This is a genomic window from Thermotoga petrophila RKU-1 (genome assembly GCF_000016785.1).
In the GTDB taxonomy this organism is placed as follows: domain Bacteria; phylum Thermotogota; class Thermotogae; order Thermotogales; family Thermotogaceae; genus Thermotoga; species Thermotoga petrophila.
In genome coordinates this window covers 1,794,900-1,817,148 of sequence record NC_009486.1, presented here as the reverse complement: position 1 = coordinate 1,817,148, position 22,249 = coordinate 1,794,900, and the positions used below count along the sequence as shown (strand labels likewise).

At 44.9% G+C, this 22,249-nt stretch carries 23 protein-coding genes; 11 read left to right on the top strand and 12 right to left on the bottom strand.

Annotated features, from left to right (window positions below; genetic code table 11):
- The first annotated feature begins 1 nt into the window (after position 1).
- Positions 2–439, top strand: a complete 438-nt coding sequence (locus TPET_RS09210) for a CBS domain-containing protein (protein ID WP_011944211.1) — start codon at positions 2–4, stop codon at positions 437–439.
- Positions 436–1,656, top strand: coding sequence for a 5-methylthioadenosine/S-adenosylhomocysteine deaminase (gene mtaD / locus TPET_RS09205; RefSeq protein WP_011944210.1), 1,221 nt, complete (start codon positions 436–438; stop codon positions 1,654–1,656). The genes TPET_RS09210 and mtaD overlap by 4 nt, the downstream gene beginning before the upstream one ends.
- Here the strand turns inward: mtaD and TPET_RS09200 are convergent.
- Both TPET_RS09200 and TPET_RS09195 read right to left on the bottom strand, forming a co-directional pair.
- Positions 1,644–2,000 (bottom strand): PadR family transcriptional regulator, encoded by a 357-nt coding sequence (locus TPET_RS09200; protein ID WP_011944209.1) that lies wholly within the window; start codon positions 1,998–2,000, stop codon positions 1,644–1,646. The two genes, mtaD and TPET_RS09200, sit on opposite strands and share 13 nt — an antisense overlap.
- Entirely contained in the window at positions 1,997–2,761 is a 765-nt protein-coding gene (locus TPET_RS09195) for a class I SAM-dependent methyltransferase (protein WP_038053785.1), read from the bottom strand. The genes TPET_RS09200 and TPET_RS09195 overlap by 4 nt, the downstream gene beginning before the upstream one ends.
- A 65-nt stretch (positions 2,762–2,826) precedes the next feature.
- Here TPET_RS09195 and panD point away from each other — a divergent pair, with 65 nt between their 5' ends.
- From panD to TPET_RS09165, 6 genes are all read left to right on the top strand, one after another.
- Positions 2,827–3,171, top strand: coding sequence for an aspartate 1-decarboxylase (gene panD, locus TPET_RS09190; RefSeq protein ID WP_011944207.1), 345 nt, complete (start codon positions 2,827–2,829; stop codon positions 3,169–3,171).
- Positions 3,172–3,176: 5 nt separating this feature from the next.
- Positions 3,177–4,091 (top strand): RluA family pseudouridine synthase, encoded by a 915-nt coding sequence (locus tag TPET_RS09185; RefSeq protein WP_011944206.1) that lies wholly within the window; start codon positions 3,177–3,179, stop codon positions 4,089–4,091.
- Positions 4,067–5,299: a hypothetical protein gene (locus TPET_RS09180; RefSeq protein ID WP_011944205.1), complete on the top strand. Its 1,233-nt coding sequence runs from the start codon at positions 4,067–4,069 to the stop codon at positions 5,297–5,299. Before TPET_RS09185 ends, TPET_RS09180 begins: the two co-directional genes overlap by 25 nt.
- Complete coding sequence (locus TPET_RS09175; RefSeq protein ID WP_011944204.1) at positions 5,271–6,542, top strand: DUF5693 family protein; 1,272 nt, start codon at positions 5,271–5,273, stop codon at positions 6,540–6,542. Before TPET_RS09180 ends, TPET_RS09175 begins: the two co-directional genes overlap by 29 nt.
- Positions 6,543–6,724: 182 nt before the next feature.
- Entirely contained in the window at positions 6,725–8,044 is a 1,320-nt protein-coding gene (glnA, locus tag TPET_RS09170; protein WP_011944203.1) for a type I glutamate--ammonia ligase, read from the top strand.
- Complete coding sequence (locus tag TPET_RS09165; RefSeq protein WP_012896686.1) at positions 7,984–9,012, top strand: hypothetical protein; 1,029 nt, start codon at positions 7,984–7,986, stop codon at positions 9,010–9,012. Before glnA ends, TPET_RS09165 begins: the two co-directional genes overlap by 61 nt.
- A 55-nt stretch (positions 9,013–9,067) precedes the next feature.
- Here TPET_RS09165 and TPET_RS09160 read toward each other — a convergent pair whose 3' ends face one another.
- Together TPET_RS09160 and TPET_RS09155 are read right to left on the bottom strand one after the other, a co-directional pair.
- A complete protein-coding gene (locus tag TPET_RS09160; RefSeq protein ID WP_011944201.1) occupies positions 9,068–10,339 on the bottom strand; it encodes a PhoPQ-activated pathogenicity-related family protein in 1,272 nt (423 codons plus the stop codon).
- A gap of 256 nt (positions 10,340–10,595) precedes the next feature.
- On the bottom strand, positions 10,596–11,345 hold the full coding sequence (locus TPET_RS09155; protein ID WP_238374338.1) for a DUF429 domain-containing protein: 750 nt from the start codon (positions 11,343–11,345) through the stop codon (positions 10,596–10,598).
- 29 nt (positions 11,346–11,374) lie between these two features.
- Here TPET_RS09155 and TPET_RS09150 point away from each other — a divergent pair, with 29 nt between their 5' ends.
- On the top strand, positions 11,375–12,064 hold the full coding sequence (locus TPET_RS09150; protein ID WP_011944199.1) for a radical SAM protein: 690 nt from the start codon (positions 11,375–11,377) through the stop codon (positions 12,062–12,064).
- A gap of 37 nt (positions 12,065–12,101) precedes the next feature.
- On the opposite strand, the gene rbsB is transcribed toward TPET_RS09150, so the two are convergent.
- The 6 genes from rbsB to rbsK are packed head-to-tail and all read right to left on the bottom strand — an operon-like array spanning position 12,102 to position 17,706.
- Positions 12,102–12,989, bottom strand: coding sequence for a ribose ABC transporter substrate-binding protein RbsB (gene rbsB, locus TPET_RS09145; RefSeq protein ID WP_011944198.1), 888 nt, complete (start codon positions 12,987–12,989; stop codon positions 12,102–12,104).
- Between the two features lie 30 nt (positions 12,990–13,019).
- On the bottom strand, positions 13,020–13,940 hold the full coding sequence (locus TPET_RS09140; protein WP_011944197.1) for an ABC transporter permease: 921 nt from the start codon (positions 13,938–13,940) through the stop codon (positions 13,020–13,022).
- A complete protein-coding gene (locus tag TPET_RS09135) occupies positions 13,937–15,421 on the bottom strand; it encodes a sugar ABC transporter ATP-binding protein (RefSeq protein ID WP_011944196.1) in 1,485 nt (494 codons plus the stop codon). The genes TPET_RS09140 and TPET_RS09135 overlap by 4 nt, the downstream gene beginning before the upstream one ends.
- A complete protein-coding gene (rbsD, locus tag TPET_RS09130; protein WP_011944195.1) occupies positions 15,418–15,825 on the bottom strand; it encodes a D-ribose pyranase in 408 nt (135 codons plus the stop codon). The genes TPET_RS09135 and rbsD overlap by 4 nt, the downstream gene beginning before the upstream one ends.
- The gene (locus tag TPET_RS09125) at positions 15,803–16,816 is read right to left on the bottom strand and encodes a LacI family DNA-binding transcriptional regulator (protein WP_011944194.1); all 1,014 of its coding nucleotides are present in this window, start codon (positions 16,814–16,816) and stop codon (positions 15,803–15,805) included. Before TPET_RS09125 ends, rbsD begins: the two co-directional genes overlap by 23 nt.
- Positions 16,813–17,706: a ribokinase gene (gene rbsK, locus TPET_RS09120; protein ID WP_011944193.1), complete on the bottom strand. Its 894-nt coding sequence runs from the start codon at positions 17,704–17,706 to the stop codon at positions 16,813–16,815. Before rbsK ends, TPET_RS09125 begins: the two co-directional genes overlap by 4 nt.
- A gap of 237 nt (positions 17,707–17,943) precedes the next feature.
- Between rbsK and TPET_RS09115 the strand changes: the two genes are divergently transcribed.
- Together TPET_RS09115 and TPET_RS09110 are read left to right on the top strand one after the other, a co-directional pair.
- Positions 17,944–18,507, top strand: a complete 564-nt coding sequence (locus tag TPET_RS09115) for a LemA family protein (RefSeq protein WP_012896679.1) — start codon at positions 17,944–17,946, stop codon at positions 18,505–18,507.
- Entirely contained in the window at positions 18,507–19,223 is a 717-nt protein-coding gene (locus TPET_RS09110) for a TPM domain-containing protein (RefSeq protein WP_011944191.1), read from the top strand. Before TPET_RS09115 ends, TPET_RS09110 begins: the two co-directional genes overlap by 1 nt.
- On the opposite strand, the gene TPET_RS09105 is transcribed toward TPET_RS09110, so the two are convergent.
- Both TPET_RS09105 and TPET_RS09100 read right to left on the bottom strand, forming a co-directional pair.
- Positions 19,209–20,714 (bottom strand): MutS-related protein, encoded by a 1,506-nt coding sequence (locus TPET_RS09105; RefSeq protein WP_011944190.1) that lies wholly within the window; start codon positions 20,712–20,714, stop codon positions 19,209–19,211. The two genes, TPET_RS09110 and TPET_RS09105, sit on opposite strands and share 15 nt — an antisense overlap.
- A complete protein-coding gene (locus tag TPET_RS09100) occupies positions 20,711–22,228 on the bottom strand; it encodes a MutS-related protein (protein WP_011944189.1) in 1,518 nt (505 codons plus the stop codon). The genes TPET_RS09105 and TPET_RS09100 overlap by 4 nt, the downstream gene beginning before the upstream one ends.
- Between the last annotated feature and the right edge of the window lie 21 nt (positions 22,229–22,249).

The following is a 22,249-nucleotide window of genomic DNA, read 5'->3' as shown; positions in this document are numbered from 1 at the left end:
CATGAAAGTGAAAGACGTCTGCAAATTGATTTCTCTGAAGCCCACAGTTGTAGAAGAAGACACTCCTATAGAAGAAATCGTCGACAGGATACTGGAGGATCCCGTCACGAGAACCGTTTATGTTGCGAGAGACAACAAACTCGTTGGAATGATCCCTGTCATGCACCTTTTGAAAGTTTCTGGTTTTCACTTTTTCGGGTTCATTCCAAAGGAAGAGCTCATTCGCTCCTCGATGAAAAGATTGATAGCAAAGAACGCATCTGAGATAATGTTGGATCCCGTGTACGTTCACATGGATACAACATTGGAAGAAGCCTTGAAGCTGATGATCGACAACAATATACAGGAGATGCCGGTTGTCGATGAAAAGGGAGAGATAGTGGGAGATCTCAACTCTCTCGAAATTCTTCTCGCTTTGTGGAAAGGGCGGGAGAAATGATTATAGGAAATTGTCTGATACTGAAGGATTTTTCTTCTGAACCTTTTTGTGGAGCCATAGAAATCGAAAATGGCATGATAAAACGAGTGACCCAGGGAGAACTGAAGGTCGATCTGGATCTCTCCGGCAAACTCGTCATGCCGGCTCTTTTCAACACGCACACTCACGCTCCGATGACTCTTCTGAGAGGAGTCGCGGAAGATCTCAGTTTCGAAGAGTGGCTCTTCTCTAAGGTGCTTCCAATAGAAGACAGATTGACAGAGAAGATGGCATACTACGGAACGATCCTCGCCCAAATGGAGATGGCAAGACATGGTATCGCCGGCTTTGTCGATATGTATTTCCACGAAGAATGGATTGCGAAGGCGGTCAGGGATTTTGGAATGAGAGCCCTTTTGACACGAGGACTTGTGGACAGCAATGGAGACGATGGCGGACGCCTCGAAGAGAATTTGAAGCTCTACAACGAGTGGAACGGTTTTGAAGAGAGGATCCTCGTTGGATTCGGTCCTCACTCGCCTTATCTGTGTACCAGAGAATACCTGAAGAGAATTTTCGACGTTGCGAAGTCTCTGAACGCCCCCGTAACGATTCATCTTTATGAGACTTCCAGAGAAAATTACGACCTAGAGGATATTTTGAACATTGGCTTGAAAGAAGTGAAGACCATTGCGGCTCATTGTGTTCATCTTCCCGAGAGGTATTTCGATGTCTTGAAAGATATTCCATTTTTCGTTTCTCACAATCCCACGAGCAACCTGAAACTCGGAAACGGGATAGCACCCGTTCAGAGAATGGCAGAGCACGGGATGAAAGTTACCCTCGGCACGGATGGAGCGGCGAGCAACAACTCTCTGAATCTGTTCTTCGAAATGAGACTCGCGAGTCTCCTTCAGAAAGCGCAGAATCCACGCAATTTGGATGTGAACACATGTTTGAAAATGGCAACGTACGATGGAGCACAAGCGATGGGATTCAAAAGTGGAAAGATTGAAGAAGGCTGGAACGCCGATCTTGTGGTAATAGATCTCGACCTCCCCGAAATGTTTCCAGTTCAGAACATAAAAAACCACCTCGTTCACGCTTTCAGCGGTGAAGTTTTCGCCACGATGGTCGCTGGAAAATGGATCTACTTCGATGGAGAGTACCCGACCATAGATTCAGAAGAAGTGAAAAGAGAACTGGCCCGTATAGAAAAAGAACTCTATTCTTCCTGAAGCACTCTCTTTATTCTTTCTTCGAGTGTTTCTATTCTTCTCTTCATATCCTCCAGAGACCTCAATATCTCTTTGAGATAGAGTTTCCCCTGCAGGGTGATCCTGTAGATCTTTCTGGGAGGTCTGACCGTTGTATCCCGCTCGGTGCTGAGAAGCCCGCTCTCTTCAAGATCGGAGAGTACACGGTAAATGTTGCCCATGTGACCGATTCCGGGTATCTCAATACCAAACTCTGAGAGCCTCTCTGCGAGCTCGTATCCGTGAGAAGGCTTCTCCGCTACGAGTAAAAGAATGGTACTGGCAAGCCACCAGCCCCGGAATCCTCTCCCGCCTCTGTGTCTCATCCTGCGCTCACCTTCCTCGCAACGCACCACAGTCTTCTACTGTAGCTGGTCAGAGGGGACTTGCTGAGAAGATCTTCATAAAAAGAAAACACAAACCCCGCGTCACTCAGTGCATACGCGATTTCTTTCACTCTGTAGCCTCTTTCTCTATGTATCTCATCGAATCTCTCCCACAGGTTCCCTTGCTTTCTCTCGAAAACGGTCACATAGAAGGTGGCAATGGATTCCTCCAGTTCGAACTCTATGGTTTGAACCTCGAAGATGTCCTTTCCATCCTGCTGAATGTACACGGGGCCTTCCTGATTGGCCATCAAAAGCCCATAAACGGTGTTCATGTCGAAAAGCAACGCTCCGCCTGCTTTCAAAGCTTCATGAACTTTCTCAAAAGTTTTTTTCAAATCGCTGTAATCCAAAAGATAGTTGAGACTGTCGAACCAGCAGGTGACGATATCGAATTCTTCGTGGAAATCGAGTTCTCTCATGTCTTTTTTCAAAAAAACCACAGGTACGCTTTCTTCTTTTGCCCTTTTTCTGGCAAACTCCAGCATCTCAGGTGAAAGGTCTATCCCCACCACTTCAAAGCCCTGCTTAGCGATTTCCACAGCAAACGTTCCTTCTCCACAGGCCACATCCAATACTTTTTTTCCTCGAACATGAAAGTTTTCCAGAATTTTGGTGAAATTTTTCGCTATTCTCCTTGAAAACGATGTGTACGGCCCTTCGTGAAAAACTCGGGCGAATCGCTTGTAAATAATTCCCACCTCCTGTGTTTCTGTAAAATCATAACATATCTTCACATGATAAAATCTTTCGGGAGGGTGAAACGATGCTGAACATATATCTGAAGTCCAAAATTCACATGGCTAAGATCACGAGGAAAGAGGTTTACTACGAAGGAAGTATAGAAGTAGACGAAGAGCTGATGGAGAAAGCGGGCATCAGCGAGGGAGAGGTCGTACTGGTGGTGAACGTCAACAACGCCGCGAGGTTCGTAACATACGTTATAAAGGGAAAGAGGGGAAGCCGTGAGATAAACCTATACGGTGCGGCCGCAAGACTCGGTGAAGAGGGTGACAGAGTGATCATCATGGCTTTCACCTTCAGTGACAAACCCGTGAAAGCGAAAACGATCGTTCTCAACGAGAAAAACGAAATCATTCAGGAGAAATGAAAGTCATGAGAGTGGAAGTCACCAAGGAGAATTTCTACAGAAGACTGGACAAATTTCTGAGGAACCAGCTGAAAGACGTACCCCTTTCGGTGATATACAAGCTCATCAGAAAGGGAAAAGTGTATGTCAACGGAAAACGTGTGAAGGATCCTTCCTTCGATTTGGAAGAAGGAGATGTGGTGGAATTCCGGTATGTGAATCTGGAAAATCTTCCGAAGAGATCCGAGAAGAAGGATCTCACTCCAGTTCCCATGAAACTCGATGTACTCTACGAAGGCAAGCACTATCTTGTGTTGAACAAGCCGCCAAACATAGCCATACATCCTGGGAAAGGGGTTCATGTCGCGACATTGATCGAAGGACTCCTTCACTACGGTCAGGAAAAGGGATTTTCACCGTTCCTCGTTCACAGACTCGACAAAGACACCTCCGGGCTTCTCGTTGTCGCCAAAGATAGAGAGGCCGCGAGGATTCTCACAGAGTTGTTCAAGGACAGAAACATAGAGAAAGAATACGTTACGCTCGTGAGAGGAACTCCTGAGAACAACATGAAAATCACCATTCCTCTCGATGGACAGGAAGCGATCTCTGAGATCGTCTCAGTGAAATCTCTGAGAGATGTTTCACTCCTCAGGGTGAAAATACACACAGGCAGAAAGCACCAGATAAGAAGACACCTTTCACAGATAGGTTTTCCCGTTGTGGGAGACGATACCTACGGTGACAGACATTTCAACAGGGAATTTCGAAAGAGATACGGTTTGAAAAGACTGTTCCTCCACAGCTACAGAATGAAGTTCATCGATCCGTGGACTGAAGAGGAGAAGGATTTCAGAGCACCCCTTCCAGATGATCTTCTCAGCGTTTTGAATTTTTTAGAAGAGAGGAGTGATGAATGGTTAGAAGAATTTCTCTCCTGATTCTCATCCTTTCGTCTCTTCTTCTGTTTTCTAAGGAAGTGCTCTTCAACACTTACAACAACACCGGCATTGTTTCGTTGACGAACAGAACTTTTCCTTTTACAACTTCGCGCGACCTGGAGCCCTTCAAAGCTTCTCTTGAAACAATATACACTCCTCCAGAGGTTCGAGGCATCACTCTCGATCTTCCAGACAGCACGGCTCTTGTCCTGAACAACGGTGTGACGATCGGAGTCGATGTGGGGGATATCCGAATTCCCAAGGATGTTTTCACCGAGCTTCTCGACAGCACAGATCTCACGTTCGTTTACGACGCGTTCCCCGTTGAAGTCTTTTCACACAACATGGTCGTTGTTAAAGAGCCCATTACAAAAGAGAAACTCGAGTATTATCTCTCCTTTTTTTTCAAGGAATTTGAGATTCCAAAGAGAATAGAAGGCACCATAGACGTCACCCCAGAGCCTCCTGAGGTGAGATACTCAAAGGTGTGGCACCCTCTTATCGGAACGGTGGTCTTTCTGAATGTGACTGACGATTCCACCTTTGTCACACTCTGGAATGGAAGGGAAGGCAAATTGTGGTACCAAACCACGGAAGCCACGAGGCTCGAAGTAGAAGTGGTGGACTCTATAGGACAATCCACCAGTCTCTCATTCGAAGCTCTTCCTGTTTCTTTCGCGGAAAGATCGTACCAATCTTCTGTTGAGTTCGGCCAAAGCCTCATTCTACCACCTCTTGTGAACTGGTTTCTTCCATCAACTGGAGAAAAGCTCACCGTGTTTTCTCCAGAGTTTCCGGGTGTCTATCACCTCATCGGTTACGATGAATCTGGAAATTTTTTGAGAATGAAAGTCGAGGTGAGAGACACCACTCCTCCACTCGTTCTCTCTCCGGAGAAGATAGAAGACGCTTCTTCTTTTCGAGTTGAATACATCTGCGATGGAAGAGAAGTCCAGAAGATACCAGATGGGCATCACGTTGTCTTTGTGAAGGCTACGGATACTTTCGGTAACACGAGTACCGCTTTCTTTGTGGTGAACAGACCGCACAGAGTGATTGTGAGAGAAAGGCCCGTTCCCGTGTATCTGGGACCAAAAAGGAAAATCCAGATCGGCGGACTCTCCCTGAAAGGGAGTTTGATCTTCGGCTGGACTAGGGAAGAAGTCGAGGTGATGATGGGTGAAGAAGTTTACAAACTTGAGAAATAGTCTTTTTCTCATTTTTCTGGTGAGTTCTGTTGTTCTCATCGTGTTCTTTCTTCCAGAAAGGGTGGCTTATGACAGGAAAGGGATGGAATTTTCCTTTCTGTTCGACGACATGATCGATGGAAAGCGAGTGGTTCTCTTTGACCTTTCGAGCAGAAAAGATTTGCCACCGGAAGCCGAGATCGTGATTCTCAAAGGTGAACCTCTCTTCTGGGAACCTCAAGAGTTGGCAGAGAAATTGAAAGGAAAATGGCTTGGGATTGTAGAGTTCGATCCATCTTACGATTTCGCAAGAAAAGTCGTGCTTTTGAAGAAAGACGGCCTCTTCTTTCGTGTTCACACGGTGAAACCCGAAGAGATAGAAAAGCTAAATCTGGACGAAGAAGCGCTGTTTCACAGGTACAAAAGAGCCGTTCTTGAACGAAGTGTGGAGGTTCTCTGGATAAGGGACATAGACGAAAAAGAGTTCCTCGTTCAGAGGCTTTCCAGTTATTTCAAAGGAAAAGTTGTACCGTTTCCGGCTCCTCCAGAATCTGAACCGCCTTTCCCGAAGTGGATCTTCTTGATACCTCCCATTCTTATGATAATCTCTCTGAACCCTCTGCTTCTATCTATAGTTCTCGTTTTGCCTTTTTCAAGGGAATGGTTCGTGTCTCTCCTTTTTGTTTCCGGTACACTGGCGGCGTATTTTGTGCCGAAAAAGAAATGGTTGAAAGTGTTGAGTTTTCTCTTTCTGTCGATCTCTCTGTCTCTGAGTCTCAGCGATCTGTACCACCTCAACGGTATCCTGGACTTCCGCGGAGTGAAACTTTCACTCGTGCTTCTTCCCGGGCTTCTCTTTCTTTCAGGACTTTGGAAGAACAGAAGAAACTGGAAAAAGTACCTGCCTCTCCTTTTCCTTGCCATTCCTGTGGGTTTCTATTATCTTATGCGTTCGGGAAATTCGGGATGGGTGCTGGAAGTTGAAAGAAAGTTCAGAGACTGGCTGGAGAGTGTTTTGATGGTTCGGCCCCGTTTCAAGGAAATTGTGTGCTACCCGTTTTTCTGGTTGGAAGGATTCAGAGAATACGATTTTCTCAGAGAGAGTTTTGGCAGCGTTGCACTCGTTTCGATGTTCAACACGTTCTGTCATGTTAAAACGCCTCTGGTGGTTTCTATCTACAGAAGCGCTCTTGGCCTTGCTATAGGATATGCCGTGTTCTTGTTTCTGAAGATATTTCTAAACCGCTTTTTAACTTCCAAATAATTTGCAATTCACAAACGGCTGTTATATTCTACGCATAAAGATGCAAAAAGAAAAACCCCTCTGTCCCCGGGGACAGAAAGGATTGTTTTTTTTGATTTTTACTGGCCCAAACAACTTTATTTCGTGTCTTGGGATATTGATTATACCACAATGATTTTTTATGTTCAAGAGGAGGTGTTGTTATGACGATTGAGACCATCAAAAGAATCATCGAAGAGGAGAATGTTCGATTCATCAGGCTGCAATTCACCGACATCAACGGAATCTTGAAGAATTTAGAGATAACGCCGGATGTTTTTCTCGAATCCTGGGAAGACGGCATCATGTTCGACGGTTCATCCATCGAGGGTTTTGTGAGAATCGAAGAGTCTGATATGTACCTCAAACCCGTCCTCGATACTTTCGCTGTTCTTCCATGGACGGTCGACGGTGCAAAGAGTGCAAGGGTCATCTGTGATGTTTACACCCCTGATGGTAAGCCTTTTGAGGGAGATCCCAGATACAGACTCAGAAGAATGATTGAAAAAGCAGAACAACTGGGTTACACACCGTATGCGGGCCCCGAGATGGAATTTTTCATCCTTCCCATCAACGAAAAAGGAGAACCTGTTCCTGAGTTTCTCGATCATGGAGGTTATTTTGATCTTCTGCCGCTCAGCAAAGTTGAAGAGATCAGAAGGGATATCGCAATAGCCCTCGAAAAGATGGGGATTATTGTTGAAGCAACCCATCACGAAGTTGCTCCCTCCCAGCACGAGGTGGACTTCAGGTACGACACTTTCCTGAGAACCGCTGACAATGCCCAGACTGTGAAACTCGTCATCAAAACAATGGCAATCTTCCACGGTTATCATGCAACTTTCATGCCCAAACCTTTCCACGGTGTGAACGGATCGGGAATGCATGTTCACATGAGTCTTTTCAGGGGGGACAAAAATATCTTCTACGATCCCGATGATCCTCTTGGGCTTTCTAAAGAACTAAGATACTTCGTTGGTGGTATATTGAAGCACGCCAAAGCCCTCGCGGCCGTCACGAATCCTACGATAAATAGCTACAAGAGACTCGTTCCCGGTTACGAAGCGCCTGTTTACATCTCCTGGTCAGTTGGAAACAGAAGCGCCCTCATCAGAATTCCAAAGGCAAGGGGGAAAGCAACAAGATTGGAGTACAGATCACCCGATCCATCCTGTAACATCTATCTTGCCTTCGCAGCTATCCTTGCGGCAGGTCTGGACGGTATCATCAACAAGATCGAACCTCCCGCGCCGGTTGAAGAAAACATTTACCACATGACGTCTGAGAGAAGAGAAGAACTCAACATAGAATCGCTTCCAGGATCACTGAAAGAGGCTGTCGAAGAACTCAAGAAAGACGATGTTATAATAGATGCACTGGGAGAACACATATTCGAAAAGCTTGTGGAGGCTGCCGAAAAGGATTGGAAGGAATTCAGCACCTACGTTACAAACTGGGAACTGCAGCGCTACTTGTATCTCTGATCGTAAGTGTTTTCGCAGGAATCCTCGAAACAGAGAGGATAGAGCTCAATGTGAATCCTTTGAGAGGAACGATCAACGAGGGTGTCATCACCCTCGTTGATTCTTTGAAAAGAGAAGTCGTCGCGGTGGATGCGCTTTCAAAGAGAGTAACAGCGCGTTTCACAGGTTTTTCCTACCCCGTCTGGGGCATGTATCTCGAAGGGAATTTCTACGTTACTGATATGTTCGAGGGAAAGTTCATTGAACTCACTCCTTCGGGAAAGAGAAAGAGAGAAATTCTTCTTGGTGGGGATCCCACGGTCTTTCTTTACCACAACGGTGTTTTTTACATTTCGTTGTTTTCCCAGGGAACGCTCGTTGGAGTGGATCTACGTTCCTTCAAAGTTGTGGAAAGGTACAGAACAGGAGTTTCAAGCACCTATTTCGTTCCAACTTCGAAAGGAATCGCCTACCTTTGTTACTGGAGAAATGAAGACGATCCCGATGTGATTTACCTCAGGTACGGCAGCATGACCTCTGTTCGTCTGGGACTCTCCCGTCCTTTGCGCTACGTGGAAGGTTCAAGCGGTGATTACGTCCTTGACTACCGAAACGGCTGGCTCGTGAAACTGGTGAACGGGAAAGTGGTGTGGGAGAAAAACCTTCCTGATTTTGCTTACGGTATTTCCTTCTATGGTCCCGATCTTGCAGTTGCCAGTCTTGTCTCTCCCGTTATATCTGTGGTGGATAGAAACGGCAGTGTAAGACAAATCAACGTGCCGCACCCTGTGCTCTACCTCGAGGAGATAGGAAACTATCTGGTGGCACTTTCTGTGGAAGCGGAAGAGATATATCTAATAAAAAACGATAGAGTCGTTCAAACGGTTAAAACGGGAAAGTATCCTCTGAAGATTTTCAAGATCTCAGAAAAAGAATTCGCTGTTCTCTGCACCGATTCTGGAGAACTCATATTCTACACAGTCTATTGAGTCTTCACTTGGACTATTAGATTCACCAACTACATTTTCCCAAGATTTCACCCCGCTATTCCACTATCATCTTACTGCAAAGCTTCATCCTCAACCCATTGATTTCGAGAGTGACTCTCAAGAAGTACGCTTGATAAAAACCTTCAGGCTTTTCAGGAGGTACCCCGATCAGCGAATAATCGGTTTCTTCCACGCCACGCCTAAGCCACACCGTCTTTCTGAAATCTCTGCTCTTCGATCTTGCAAACCACAGTTCCGCGTCTACAATTTCCGGGATCTTTTCAACGAGTATTTTACCGCCCTCGTAGGAAAATTCCACCTTCGGTAGTTTGGGATACATCTTGAAGAACGAAGAGAGAGTCTCTATTATCTCCTTCACATTCTTCAGGTTGTGAGGATCGTTCGGGGAGTAGAAGAGAAAGGTTTCGCCCGGGAGGTCGTCCACGTAGAGGTTCGCCGAATCCACGGTCCAGTATTCATCGTTGGTGCCAAGCACGAGGATTTTTGGAAGAGAGAGTCTCAATCTCATAGCGTAAGGATCGACCATTTCAAGGAGCCTTTTTCCCAGATCACTTTCGAGAATTTCGAAGAGCCCTCTTTCCTGATAATCTTTGAGTTTTTCGCTGTAAGTGCTGTAGTACTCCTTTTGATGCAAGAGCTGGGCTTCTATGTTCAGATTGTCGTACACCATAGGAGCGATGGCGAAAACACGCGGGTCAAAGATCGCCGTAAGATACGTGGTCCACCCTCTTTTGGAAGCCCCTGAAACCATGAAGCCTTTGATTTCTATGCCTTTTTTCTCAAGGAAATCCTGCGCTGTGTCCATGGCCTTTATCACACCGTACGTCATGGGAACAAGGAGAGGAAGGTATGGATCGGGTTTTTCAAGGTACATTCTGAACGTCTCTGCAATCAACGCATCTTCTCTGAGACCAAAGATCGGCTGATTGGGAACATCACCCACAACCACGAAGGGAGACTCAAACATCCTCGCCACCCACAGATACTCCAGGACGTCCTCCAGAAACGACCTGTAGTAACCTTCGTTTTCCTCTTTCCTGCTCCCACCTGTTATCAGCAGGAATGCTCGATCTTTGTATCGTAGATTGGATGGAAGAATGATACCCACCCTGTGAAACCACTGAATCTCCTGCCATTTCATTCCATAGGATTTGAGAACGTATATTTCCTCACCCTCCTGGGTAGTGGTTGAGATCTTCGTTTCGTAAAGAGAAGTTCCTCTTTCTCGAGTGAGAACGTCCAGAGGATGCACGGCGAAGATCGTGGCGGTGAGAATCAGCATTATCAAACTTGTCGCTTTTTTCATACTTTCCCTCCTCATCAGGAGAATTTCATGTGTTCAGGGTCCTTGAATTCATCAACGCTGGCTTTTTTATTTTCCAACCTCTCTAATCCGCTACTTCCACACGGGCACGCTTTTGTGGATTTTCATCACGATGAGGTTGAATAATCTTTCGCAGATACCTGGAAGTTTCTCCCTTAGCGTTTTTCCTGCTTCACCTTCTGAAACCTTGGCTCTTTTGAAGAGAGGTAAAGGCTCTGATGGTGATTTTTTTCATCCTTTAATATCCTACCAGACTCTGAAGCAAAACGCTGGGAAAACGTGAGGGAGACACGGTAGACAGAAAGTTCCATCTTCCATTGATGATCTTTGGGATTTTTATGCTCATCGGAAGACCGTAGCGATCGTTCGGTGGGTTTTCGGGGATCGTCTCCAGTGAGAACTGTCCGGAGAGGGCAAGTACCAGAGCGTCGAGAAGGTCGTGAAGGGCAACTTTCAGTCTTTCTTCAGTCTTTTTCAGTTCTTTCACATCGAGTGTGAGGAATCTCCTCAGAACATCTATTCTCTGCTTAATTCCTTCTTCTGTGTGTTTTGAGGCAAGAAGTCTTCCAGAAAGCCTCAAAAAGCAAAGCTCTGGATGAGATTCTTTGATCACACTAACCAGCGAAGGATTTTCTCTCAAGAAGAGATCCACTTCCCTCACTTTTTCCACGATGTTCCAGAACTGAACAGAAAATCCCTTTCCCTGCTTTTTCCTGTTGATCATCAGAGCGTCCTCATAGGTTTTCTGATAAACCGCTTCTCTGACAGGCACGGTGAACACACATCCTGCCCGCCTTGAAAGGATCTTCCGTGCGAGTCTGTCACACACTCTTTCACCGGTCTCCGGAAGCCCTATGGGAATGTCCACAAGCACAGGAAATCCCAGGAACGAAAAGCGTTCCATGAGACCTATCTCCAAAACTTTGCGTTCTTCGACCAGGGCGTACACCCATCCTCTTCGGGTACCATCCACGCCGGCCGTGATCATCGTGTACATTATAAACCGGAGGGAATATCATGGGATTCGATCCGGTTGAAAGGTCAAAGAAGATAGAAAACCTTGTTATGAAAGACGGAGAGAGAAAATACTACAGGTTCAGGTACTCTCTGTATTATGGTGGGATCGTAACGGCAGACTCTGTCGGGTGTAATCTGCTCTGTGCTTACTGCTGGAACTACTTCAAGAACATGAGGCTAGAGAAGGTGGGAGACTTTTTCTCACCGGAAGAGGTGGCAGAAAAACTCGTGGAGATCTCAAGAAAAAGAAGATGCGATCTTTTCAGGATCAGCGGCGCAGAGCCGATTCTTGGAAGAAAATCGGCAGAACACACAAAAGAAGTGATGAAACTCGTGAAAGGAACGTTCATCCTGGAGACAAACGGCATTTTGTTTGGCTACGATCCATCCCTGGTGGATCTTTTCACTGACTTTGATGTTCTTGTGAGAGTGAATGTGAAGGGCTGGGACGAAGAAAACTTTGAACGAATAACCGGCGCGGATGGGCGGTATTTCCACTATCAGCTGAAAGCCCTGGAGAACCTGTATGGAAAGGTGCGTTTCTGGGTTGCCGTAATGTACGATCTATTCGGCGAAGAAGGACTGAGTGAACTCAAAAAGAAACTTCCCGTTCCTTGCAGGATAGAGAAGGAGTATCTGGAAAAATATTCATTCGTGGTGGAAAATTTGAGAAAGAGAGGTATTTTATAAAAGAGGGTGGGAAGAATTCCCACCCTCCTTAGGCTCTTCACTCGACGTTTTCAGTAGTTACAAGCTTCAATTCAACCGGGAAGAAGACTGTACCTGTTGTCAGATATTCAAACGCTTTTGTGACTGCCAGCTGACCCATCAGGTATGGTTGCTGCGCAATAGTTGCTTCCATTTCTCCCTTCTTGATAGCTTCTATTGCATCAGGAATGGCATCGAATCCTACTACGATTATGTCATCGAGTTTTCCAGCCGCTTTGATAGCTTCAATGGCTCCCAGCGCCATTTCATCATTTTGAGCAAAAACAGCATCGATGTCAGGATGTGCTTCAAGGATGTTTTCCATCACTGTGAGCCCCTCTGCTCTGTTGAAGTTAGCAGTTTGCTTCGCTACAAGCTGTAAGCCAGGATATTTCGCGAGTTCCTCTTCAAAGCCCTTCCCTCTATCTCTTGCTGCGGATGTTCCAGGAATACCTACAAGTTCCACTACCTTCCCCTTTCCGTTTAAAACTTTCGCTATGTACCTTGCTGCCATTCTTCCACCTTCAACGTTATCAGAGGCAATGTGGCACACTACTTTTCCTCCATTTGAAGCCCTATCCACTGTTATAACAGGAATCCCCGCTTCGTTTGCACTTTCCACGGCTGATACAATTGCGTCGCTATCAGTTGGGTTAATGATGATGAGATCAACACCTCTTTGGATCAAGTCTTCAATATCGTTGAGCTGCTTCGCTGGGTTATCCTGAGCATCCAAAACAATCAAATCGATTCCTAGTTTCTTTGCTGTATCTACAGCGCCATCTCTCAATGTTACGAAGAACGGGTTATTCAATGTTGATAGTGAGAGTCCTACAACGTACTTTGCGCCGAATGCTACTCCCAGCATAAGAAGTACCGCCAGCAAAGTGAATACCAACTTCCTCATACCACCACCTCCCTGAGATTTTCTGGGTGCTTATTTCTCTCTTTCCAGAAGGACCGCCGCCAGAATGATACTTCCTTTTACTGCTTGTTGATAAAATGGTGAAACATTCAGCAAATTGAGACCGTTGTTTATGATTCCCATGATCAAAGCTCCAAAGAGTGTTCCAAATACTGTTCCTTTCCCTCCAGAAAGGCTTGCTCCACCCAGAACCACCGCCGCGATGGCATCAAGTTCGTATCCTTGTCCAAAAATGGGTTGAGCGCTGTTAAGCCTCGCTGTTAAGATCATGGCGCTGATAGCAGAATATACCCCACTCACGATGTAAAAAATCATTTTGTAATTGTCAACGTTGACGCCACTTAACCTTGTTGCTTCCTCATTGCCACCTATTGAATATGCGTACAAACCAAGTTTTGTTTGGGAAAGGAGATACCAAGTTAGAAAAAACACTCCAAACATGATGAAAACAGGAACAGGGATCGAGAAAATCTCTCCACGTCCAATGAACCTGAAGGCATCGCTGAACCCCGTTATTGGCATACCGTTTGTGTACAGAAGGGTAAAGCTTCTGGCAATTGCCATCGTTGCGAGCGTTACAATGAAAGGTTGTAGTTTCGCCTTGGCTATCACAAAGCCATTGAAAAGACCAAAAAGAGCACCAACTCCCAGGCCTGCCAACATAGCTAGAAAAATGGATCCTTGCTTCAGAATTGACGCGAGTACAACAGCACTGAAAGCAAAAACAGATCCCACTGAAAGGTCTATTCCACCAGAAATGATGACAATTGTCATCCCAAAGGCTATGATTGCTTGAACAGAAACCTGTCTCAACACGTTGAGCAGATTGGAAATCGTTAGAAATCTATCGGAAAGAATCGACAGAGCGACCAACAGTGCAACGAATCCAACAACTACCGGGTATCTTCTCATAAGATTCCATATCTTTTTCATTTCACTTGCACCCCCACTGCAGCTTTCATGATGTTTTCTTGGGATATTTCATCTTTCTCCAGCAATGCTGTCATTCTGCCTCTATGCATGACCATTACCCGATCGCACAGATTAACTATCTCTGGTAACTCAGAAGAAATGAAGATAATCCCAGTCCCCTCGTTTGCCAGGTGATTCATCAACTCATAAATTTCTACCTTAGATCCCACATCGATACCGCGGGTTGGTTCCACGAACACGGCGAGTCGTGGCTTCTTCACCAAATATTTCGCTATCACTACCTTTTGTTGATTACCACCTGACAGATTTTTAACCAGCTGTTTGATGGAGGGAGTCTTAATATTCAGTTGTCTTACGAAGCGCTCAGCGATTCTAGCCGATTGTTTCCAGTCTATCTTTATGAACCGCGAAACAATATCTGTATTTGGAAGGATAATGTTTTTCATTACACTCAGTTCGAGAACGAGTCCCAGGGTTTTTCTATCTTCCGGAACCATAATGATACCATTTTCTAAAGCATCTAAAGGACTATCTAGTCTTTTTATTTCTTTTCCAAAAAGCACCATTCTTTTGAAATGTGGTTTCAGTGCCCCAAAAAGTCCCAAAGCAAGTTCGCTCTTACCGCAGCCTACTAGCCCAGCTATTCCGAAAATTTCTCCCTTTCTTAATTCGAAGGAAAGAGGTTCTACATAACCTGGCACAGAAAATTCCTCCACTTCAAAAAGCACTTCTTCTGTACACTTGTTAAATTTGGGATACATTTCCGATATTTTCCTTCCTATCATCATTTGTATGATGGTGTCGCGATCGTAGTCCCTCAAACTTCCCGTTCCTATCTTTTTTCCGTCTCTCAAAACAGTAACTCTGTCTGCTATTTCAAATATTTCGTCGAGACGATGTGAGATGAATATTATGGAGATTCCACGATTCTTCAAATCACGCATTATTTCGAAAAGTCTTTTCACCTCGTGTTCGGTAATGGTTGCGGTTGGTTCGTCCATTATCAGAATTTTTACTTTCCTAGAAAGGGCTTTGGCTATGGATACCAGCTGTTTCTCCGAAACACTCAATTCTTCTACCTTTTTATCAGGCTGAATGTCAAATTCAAGCTGCTTCAGAAGTTCACCGGCTTTTCTTACGAGATTTTTTTTCGAAACGTTCCAATTCTCTTCCAATCCCAAAAAAATGTTCTCAGCTACTGTAAGATTTTCACAAAGGTTCAACTCTTGATGAATCATTGATATCCCATGGCTTTGCGCTTCGAGAATAGAATTGAAAGTCACTTCTTTCCCATCCAGGAAGATCTTTCCCTCATCCGGTTTGAGAATTCCCGATAGTATTTTCATCAGAGTACTCTTACCGGCACCGTTTTCTCCAACAAGTGCATGAATTTCTCCCCTTTCCAGGTCAAAATCCACTTTGTCAAGAGCTACTACCCCTGGGAAGCGCTTCGTAATTTGTTTCATTTCGAGCAATTTCAAAATATCACCCCACTCACAAGAATGACGTTCGAATACGGTCTGTCAGCTCCTGTTCTTACAAATCCTTTCGAAGTTCTGGAAATTTTTTTGAACTCCTCATGAGGTACGAATTCTATTTTTACATTACTATTGTTTTTCCCTACGAGATTAATCAGTAAATCTCGAGTCTCAGGATTTTTTTCGTTCATCTCCTCAGCCAGGATGATTTTCTCAACCTCCAATTCCTTTAGAATAACTTCTACCACTTCCAGAAGGCCAGGTTTTCCTTTGTCGACTACTAAATCTACTTTCTTGGCTCCATCGGGTATGGGGAAACCCATATCAACGATTGCCAGCATGTCAGTATGTCCCATGTTTGCCACCATCTCGGATATAGTGGAGTTAAGAATTCCCACTCGTTTCATACTCTGAACCTCCTTTGGTTGATTCTCTGATGATCAACTCTGTTTCAAGCACGATCTTTTTATTCTTTTTGTTTTTTCCGCTTATCATCCAATGAAGTATCTTTGCGGACTCATAACCCATCGCATGAAAAGGTTGTCTAACTGTTGTCAGCGATGGTTTGTAATGCTTGCTGAACGGTAGATCGTCGAATCCGGTAACACTTACATTCTTGGGAACCTCGTATCCCATTTCCTCCAGGGCATCTATTGCCCCGTACGCCATAAGGTCGTTTCCACAGACGACAGCATCGGGGATCTTCCCTAGCTTCTTCACAAGTGAAAAACCACTTTCGTAGGTGAATTGTCCAAAGAACACCACATAGTCCTTTATCCCAGCTTCTTTGAGGGCATCCACGAATCCTCTTAACCTTTCCGTAGCACTGTACGTTCCTTCTTCGCCATTTAAAAAAGCAAACGATCTATGTCCTGTCTTCACCAGATACCACACAAGTTTTTTCATACCGTTGTAATTGTCGCTAACCACATACGGTGCATCGTACCCTTCGTATACCCTATCCACAAAAACCACTTTCACCTTGTTTAAGATGCTGTTCAATACTCGGTTGCTACTTCCTGCCCCAACCAGCAGCAGTCCATCCATTTTCTTTGAAACCAGCATCTCAATTAACTTTTCTTCTTCTTTAACATCATGGTTTGAACTACACACTACCAAAGAGATCTTTTTCTTTTTAAAGAAATCCTCAGCTCCTTTAATAATGAGCGAAAAAAATGGGTTTGTTATGTCAGGTACAATGAATCCTACTGTATCGGTGTATCCCTTTCTCAAACTTCGTGCCACCAGATTTGGTGTGTATCCCATTTTCCTGATAACCTCAAGTACCTTTTCCTCAAGTTCTTTTCTCACCGGTGCACTTTTGTTTATCACTCTTGAAACCGTGGAAGGCGAGACACCTGCCTCACGTGCTATATCTTTTATGGTCACTTTTTTCATAATTTCACCTTCAAAAACTCTTCCACTTCCTGCCGTGAGGGTATAGAACTTTGAGCCCCGAGCCTTGTTACGGATATAGCCGCTGCCGCCATTCCGAAGATCACAGCATCTTCAAGACTTCTGCCCTCTGCCAGCCCAACAGCGAAGGCTCCGTTGAAAACATCCCCTGCTGCTGTTGTATCCACGGCTTTTACCTTGAAAGCCGGAAAATGCTTTTTCTTATGTTTGTTCACAACAAGTGCTCCTTTGCTGCCGAGTTTCACTATCACGTTCTCGACACCAAGTTCCAAAAACCTTTCAGCGGCTTTTTCGATGGACAAAAACTCACCGAAAACTTCCCTCGAAAGAGCTTCGATCTCCTCCTCGTTCGGCGTAAGATAATTCACATGCTGGAAGATTTCCTTGCTTATTCCCTGTACAGGTGCAGGATCAAAAATTACGATACCGTTGAACCTCTTTGCACACTCCAGAGTGGTTTCAAACGAGATCTCGTTCTGAAGGAGAAGAATCTCACTCTCAGAGAGTGCTTTCCAATCGATCATCTCTTTCTTCAATTCGGCATTCGCACCAGAAAAGATGATGATTCTGTTCTGACCGTTCCTGTCCACCTCTATGAAGGCTCTTCCGGTAGGGGCATTTACTTGGAGGCACCCTTTTATTCCATGCCTTTCAAAATTATCCGAGAGAATTCTTGCATAATCGTCGTTTCCCAAACATGTCAAAAAATAACAGCCTCTTTCTCCTATTTTTGCAACGGTTACAGCCTGATTTGCTCCTTTTCCGCCGGGAAAAATGTTCATCTCGAGTGCCTTTTGAGTTTCTCCCGGTTTGGTGAAGTGATCAACCTTGAGGACGATGTCTATGTTTGAACTTCCAACAACTGATATCACTAGTGGTTTCCTCCTTGTATGGAACTTTGAAAACGTTTTCGAAATCGTTTTCACAAGAATGGTAACACAAATAGAAGCAAAACGTCAACATGAGAAAAACGAAGAAAAATCACAATAAACGCTGATAATTTCCGTTAATCGTCAGAAAACAGATTTTTTCCACATTATCTACGAATGAGAAATTCCAACAACATAAAATTCCATGATAACATGTTAAAAGTGGAAGGAGGGATTTCTGTGAAAAAAGGCCTCATCGTTCTGATAATCGTTCTGATCGTAGTGGTCATCATCATCGGCACCACGATAGGATACTACAACTACCTTGTTTCGCTGGAACAGGAAGTGAAGGAAAAGTACAGCCAGATTCAGAACCAGCTTCAAAGGAGAGCAGATCTCATACCCAACCTCGTGGAAACGGTGAAGGGATATGCTGCACACGAGAAAGAGATTCTCGAAGAGATAGCGAATGCAAGAGCGAAACTGATAGGTGCAAGAACACCACAGGAGAGCGCCCAGGCTGATGCAGAGCTTTCTTCAGCCCTCTCAAGACTTCTTGCCATAGCGGAAAACTATCCCAATCTCAAGGCTGACGCGAACTTTCGCCAGCTCATGGATGAACTCGCCGGAACGGAAAACAGGATCGCAGTCGCTCGAAGAGACTACAACGAAGCAGTGAAAAGGTACAACACCGCTATAAAGAGGTTCCCCGGTGTGATCTTTGCAAGGATGTTCGGATTCGAAGAGAAACAGTACTTTGAAGCAAAAGCCGGAGCAGAGCAGGTGCCAGAGGTGAAGTTCTGATGAGAAGAATCCTTTTTTTGATCCTCACTGCTTTATTTGTTCTTTTGTTTTCCGTTGAGTTTCCAGCCCCCACTCCGTACAAGTATGTGAACGACTATGTGGGTGTGCTAGATTCAGAGACGGTGGAAAAGATCGTTGCCGTTGGAAAAGAACTGGAGAAAAAAACGACGGCTCAGGTTGTTGTGGTGGTGGTTCCTTCTCTTTCTGGTCTCACGGTGGAAGAATACGCGAACCGGCTTTTCAGGGAATGGGGAATAGGCCAGAAAGAAAAGAACAACGGAGTCCTTCTTCTTGTCGCCATGAGCGACCGAAAAGTGAGGATAGAAGTGGGTTATGGTCTGGAAGGCGCCATACCAGATGGAAAGGCAGGAAGAATTCTCGATGAATACGTGATTCCTTATTTCAAAGAGGGAGAGTACGACAAAGGCATTTACTACGGCTATCTGGCGATCGCCAAGGAGGTGGCCAGAGAGTACGGAGTGGAGATCACAGGAACCTCCGATCTTCCCGAAAGAGGAACGGACATCAGCGGCCTTTCCATCATTATCATTGTCATCGCGTTCATCATCTTCTCTTCCATCATGGGAAGAGGAGGATACTGGTACAGGGGGCCCAGGTTCCCAGGTGGGTTCGGTGGCCCCAGGGGTGGATCAGGTGGATCCGGGGGATTTGGAGGAGGATCCTCCGGAGGTGGTGGTGCATCAAGAGGATGGTGAAGTTGAAGTTGATGATCTGAACACTTTGAGGTATATATCCTTCGCATGACTTGTCTGCGAAGGCAGGCCTTCTTTGATCTTGAAGGTTCTTTCACCGGTAGGTTTCCTTTCTGCTTGTAGAAACATCACTCTTTCATCTCCTGTAAAACGGCGGGCCAGTTCGTACACGTGTGTTACGTAAAAAACTTTAACACGGCTGTCCAGTAGAGCTCGAACAATCTGGTAGGCCACTTCGGAACCCTCCATTTCATTCGTAGATGAGAAGGACTCGTTGAATAGCACCATAGACCTTCTATGCAGATGAAGGACTATCTCATTCATTCTGACAAGTTCTTCTTCAAATTTTCCTCTCTTCAAGCTTGGATCTTCCTCTCTTTTAAAGTGCGTAAAAATTCCTTTGCAAACGTTCGATTCAAAGTACGACGCCGGAACGAACATACCAGCTTGCATCATCAGCTGAGCTTGCCCTATACTTCTCAGGAAAGTGGTCTTCCCACCGCGATTCGCTCCCATGATGAAAAAAACTCTTTTACCACGCGTGTTCAGATCGTTACTTATCACTCTATTTCTCTTTATTAGAAGCAAACTAAGATCGTAAAGCCCTCTGAAGGCGGTTACATCGTCCTCATCAATTGGTTTGGGATCGGGAAAACTTATCTTCGATTTTTCTACATCTTCCAGCAAGTTGAGACAACCAATATAGAAAGCCAGTTCTTCTCGAATTTTGTTCAAAAATTTTTCTACATGCTCTGCCGCGTAGTAAACTGTGGCTGCTACCCTGCGAAGTCCCAAATTGGTCAACTTCTCCAGTGCTCGTGCTCCACTTTCATCTCTTGGATGTAATTTATAAGAATACATTCGTCTCACACTGAGTAGTCTTTTCAGGATGCTTCTTGAAGAGTCAGGCTGGCAGAGGGTGTAATCTTTTCCTTCGTTACCTTTTCCGAGTTTTACTTTGAACAACATACCGTTTGAAAATCTCAAATTAATGAGATGCTTCTCCACAGTTTGTAAGTAGGCTTCATCCAGTTCCGTCCTTATCATCTCGAAAAACCTTGTGAAGCCTCGAGAATGAAAATTGTGACGATGTTCATCTGCCAACTTTTTAAGCTCTCTGAGCGCTACCAGCATGGCTTCTAAAGCTTTTCTGGAGCCGTTCAGGACATTGATAGGAGTTTTCCATCCAAAAACCCCCCACCAATTTTTCTTCTTGTTTTCTTGAACCTCCAGCGGTATCTGAAACAACCGCCTTACGACGTTCTGGTTTTTCATACAATCTTTGAGAATTTCCTGGCGGTACTTTATCGTCTCCAGATCGGTTTCTGGATTCAGAATGACATTTCTCACAACACTATACAGGTAACCATCTCCCTTTGCCATGTGATCGAATATCACATCTAAACCGAGATCTCTTGTCAAATCATCTGCATTGAAAGGCAACTCTCTTTTCAAATTGAAATCCTTGTCTGGGTACATCAAAAGTACTCTCATGGTTCAACACGCTCCCTTATTTTCCAATATGTGAGACCATACTTTTCCGCCAGCGAAACAGCGTACGATCGTCCATCAGCCGGTTTTCTGATGATTTTGAAAGTTCTCACAGCTGGATCCTGAGGGGAGACAGTTGCGACCATGCTCACAATTTTCTCATTCATTCTGGATAGTTCATCAAGGAAGGTAACCCATACACACAAGCAATCACGTTCCAAAATAGTTTTCATAATTTCTTTGCTCAAAAACAGAGCATCACTCAGTGCAGCCGAAGAAAAAATCTCATTCAATATGATCAAACTTTCGGAGGAAGTGCTTTCGAGGATGTCTTTTACACGGAGGATGTCGTTTTCTAGTTTGCTCATTTGATCCTGCACCCTTTCCTCTCTTTCGAAATGAGTGAAGATAGCGTCGGGTAAAAACAAACGCGCTCGTCTCGCGGGAATGGGAAGTCCCAGGGCGGCAAGATAATGAAGTTGACCAATCATCCTTGCGAAGGTTGTTTTACCACCCTGGTTCGGTCCTGTCACGACGATCACCCTCTCTGAGTTTTCAAGATAAAAATCATTGAAAACAAGCTGCCTGGTATCCAGCAAACCACTGGCTAGTGCTATGTCGAAAGCGTCTTCCACGTATTCGCTTTTATCAGAAGACACCTCAGGATAGCAGAAAGGTAATCCCTTTTTTCTCAGAGGTTCCATGAAATCCAAGTACGAGAGATAAAACTGTATTTCCCTCTCAAAGTTCAGAATAACTTTATCAGTAAAACGCCCGTTTCTTTCGCAAAAAAGGTCAAGTGTTGTAAAGGGCTCTGGATACAATCTCGATACGAACTCCAGAATCCTTGCTTCAATATGGCTCATCCCCAGTCCCTCTTCAATATCGAATTGAAACTCGTCCGCGCATTTCTCGCGGTTGAATCTTGAGAACACCTTCTCTATCTCCGGGGAGTATTCTTTTTCTCCTTCGTAGGGTTTCACCGTGAACATGCCGGGTTTTATAATGATACAGTAGTTTACATTTGAGAGCTTCAGTTTCACATTTTGAGCCTCTTCTTTAAGAGAAACGAAGGAAGAAGAACGAACGTAGCTTTTCAGGTACTCTCGAAATTTTCTCAGTCCAGAGGATTGGAGTTTAGCAGTGTTCATAGCGCGTGACAGTTCGGATACCGCATCGCAATATATCAGGACTGTCTCCAGGAACCATCCTTTTCTGTTGTACTCGTACTCCAGTTGCTCTACCATTTTCATATGTCGATGAAACGATGCCATATCTTTTGCGAACTTCCTGATGGCTTCCAGCAATTTTTCGTTGTTTTCCAAATCTTTCATCACTTCCTGGCGGTACCTTACGGTTTTCTCATCCTGAACAGGTGAGAGGTAATACTCTAAAATATCATTCCGTTCCTGAACGATCTCTCGAACCACACGATCAAGTCTCAAGTCTCTTAGGGTTTCTTGGGAAACTTGAATGGTTCTCACGGAGTCCACAAAAAGAACGCTGGGAAGAATCACTTTCAATCCCTCCCACAAAAG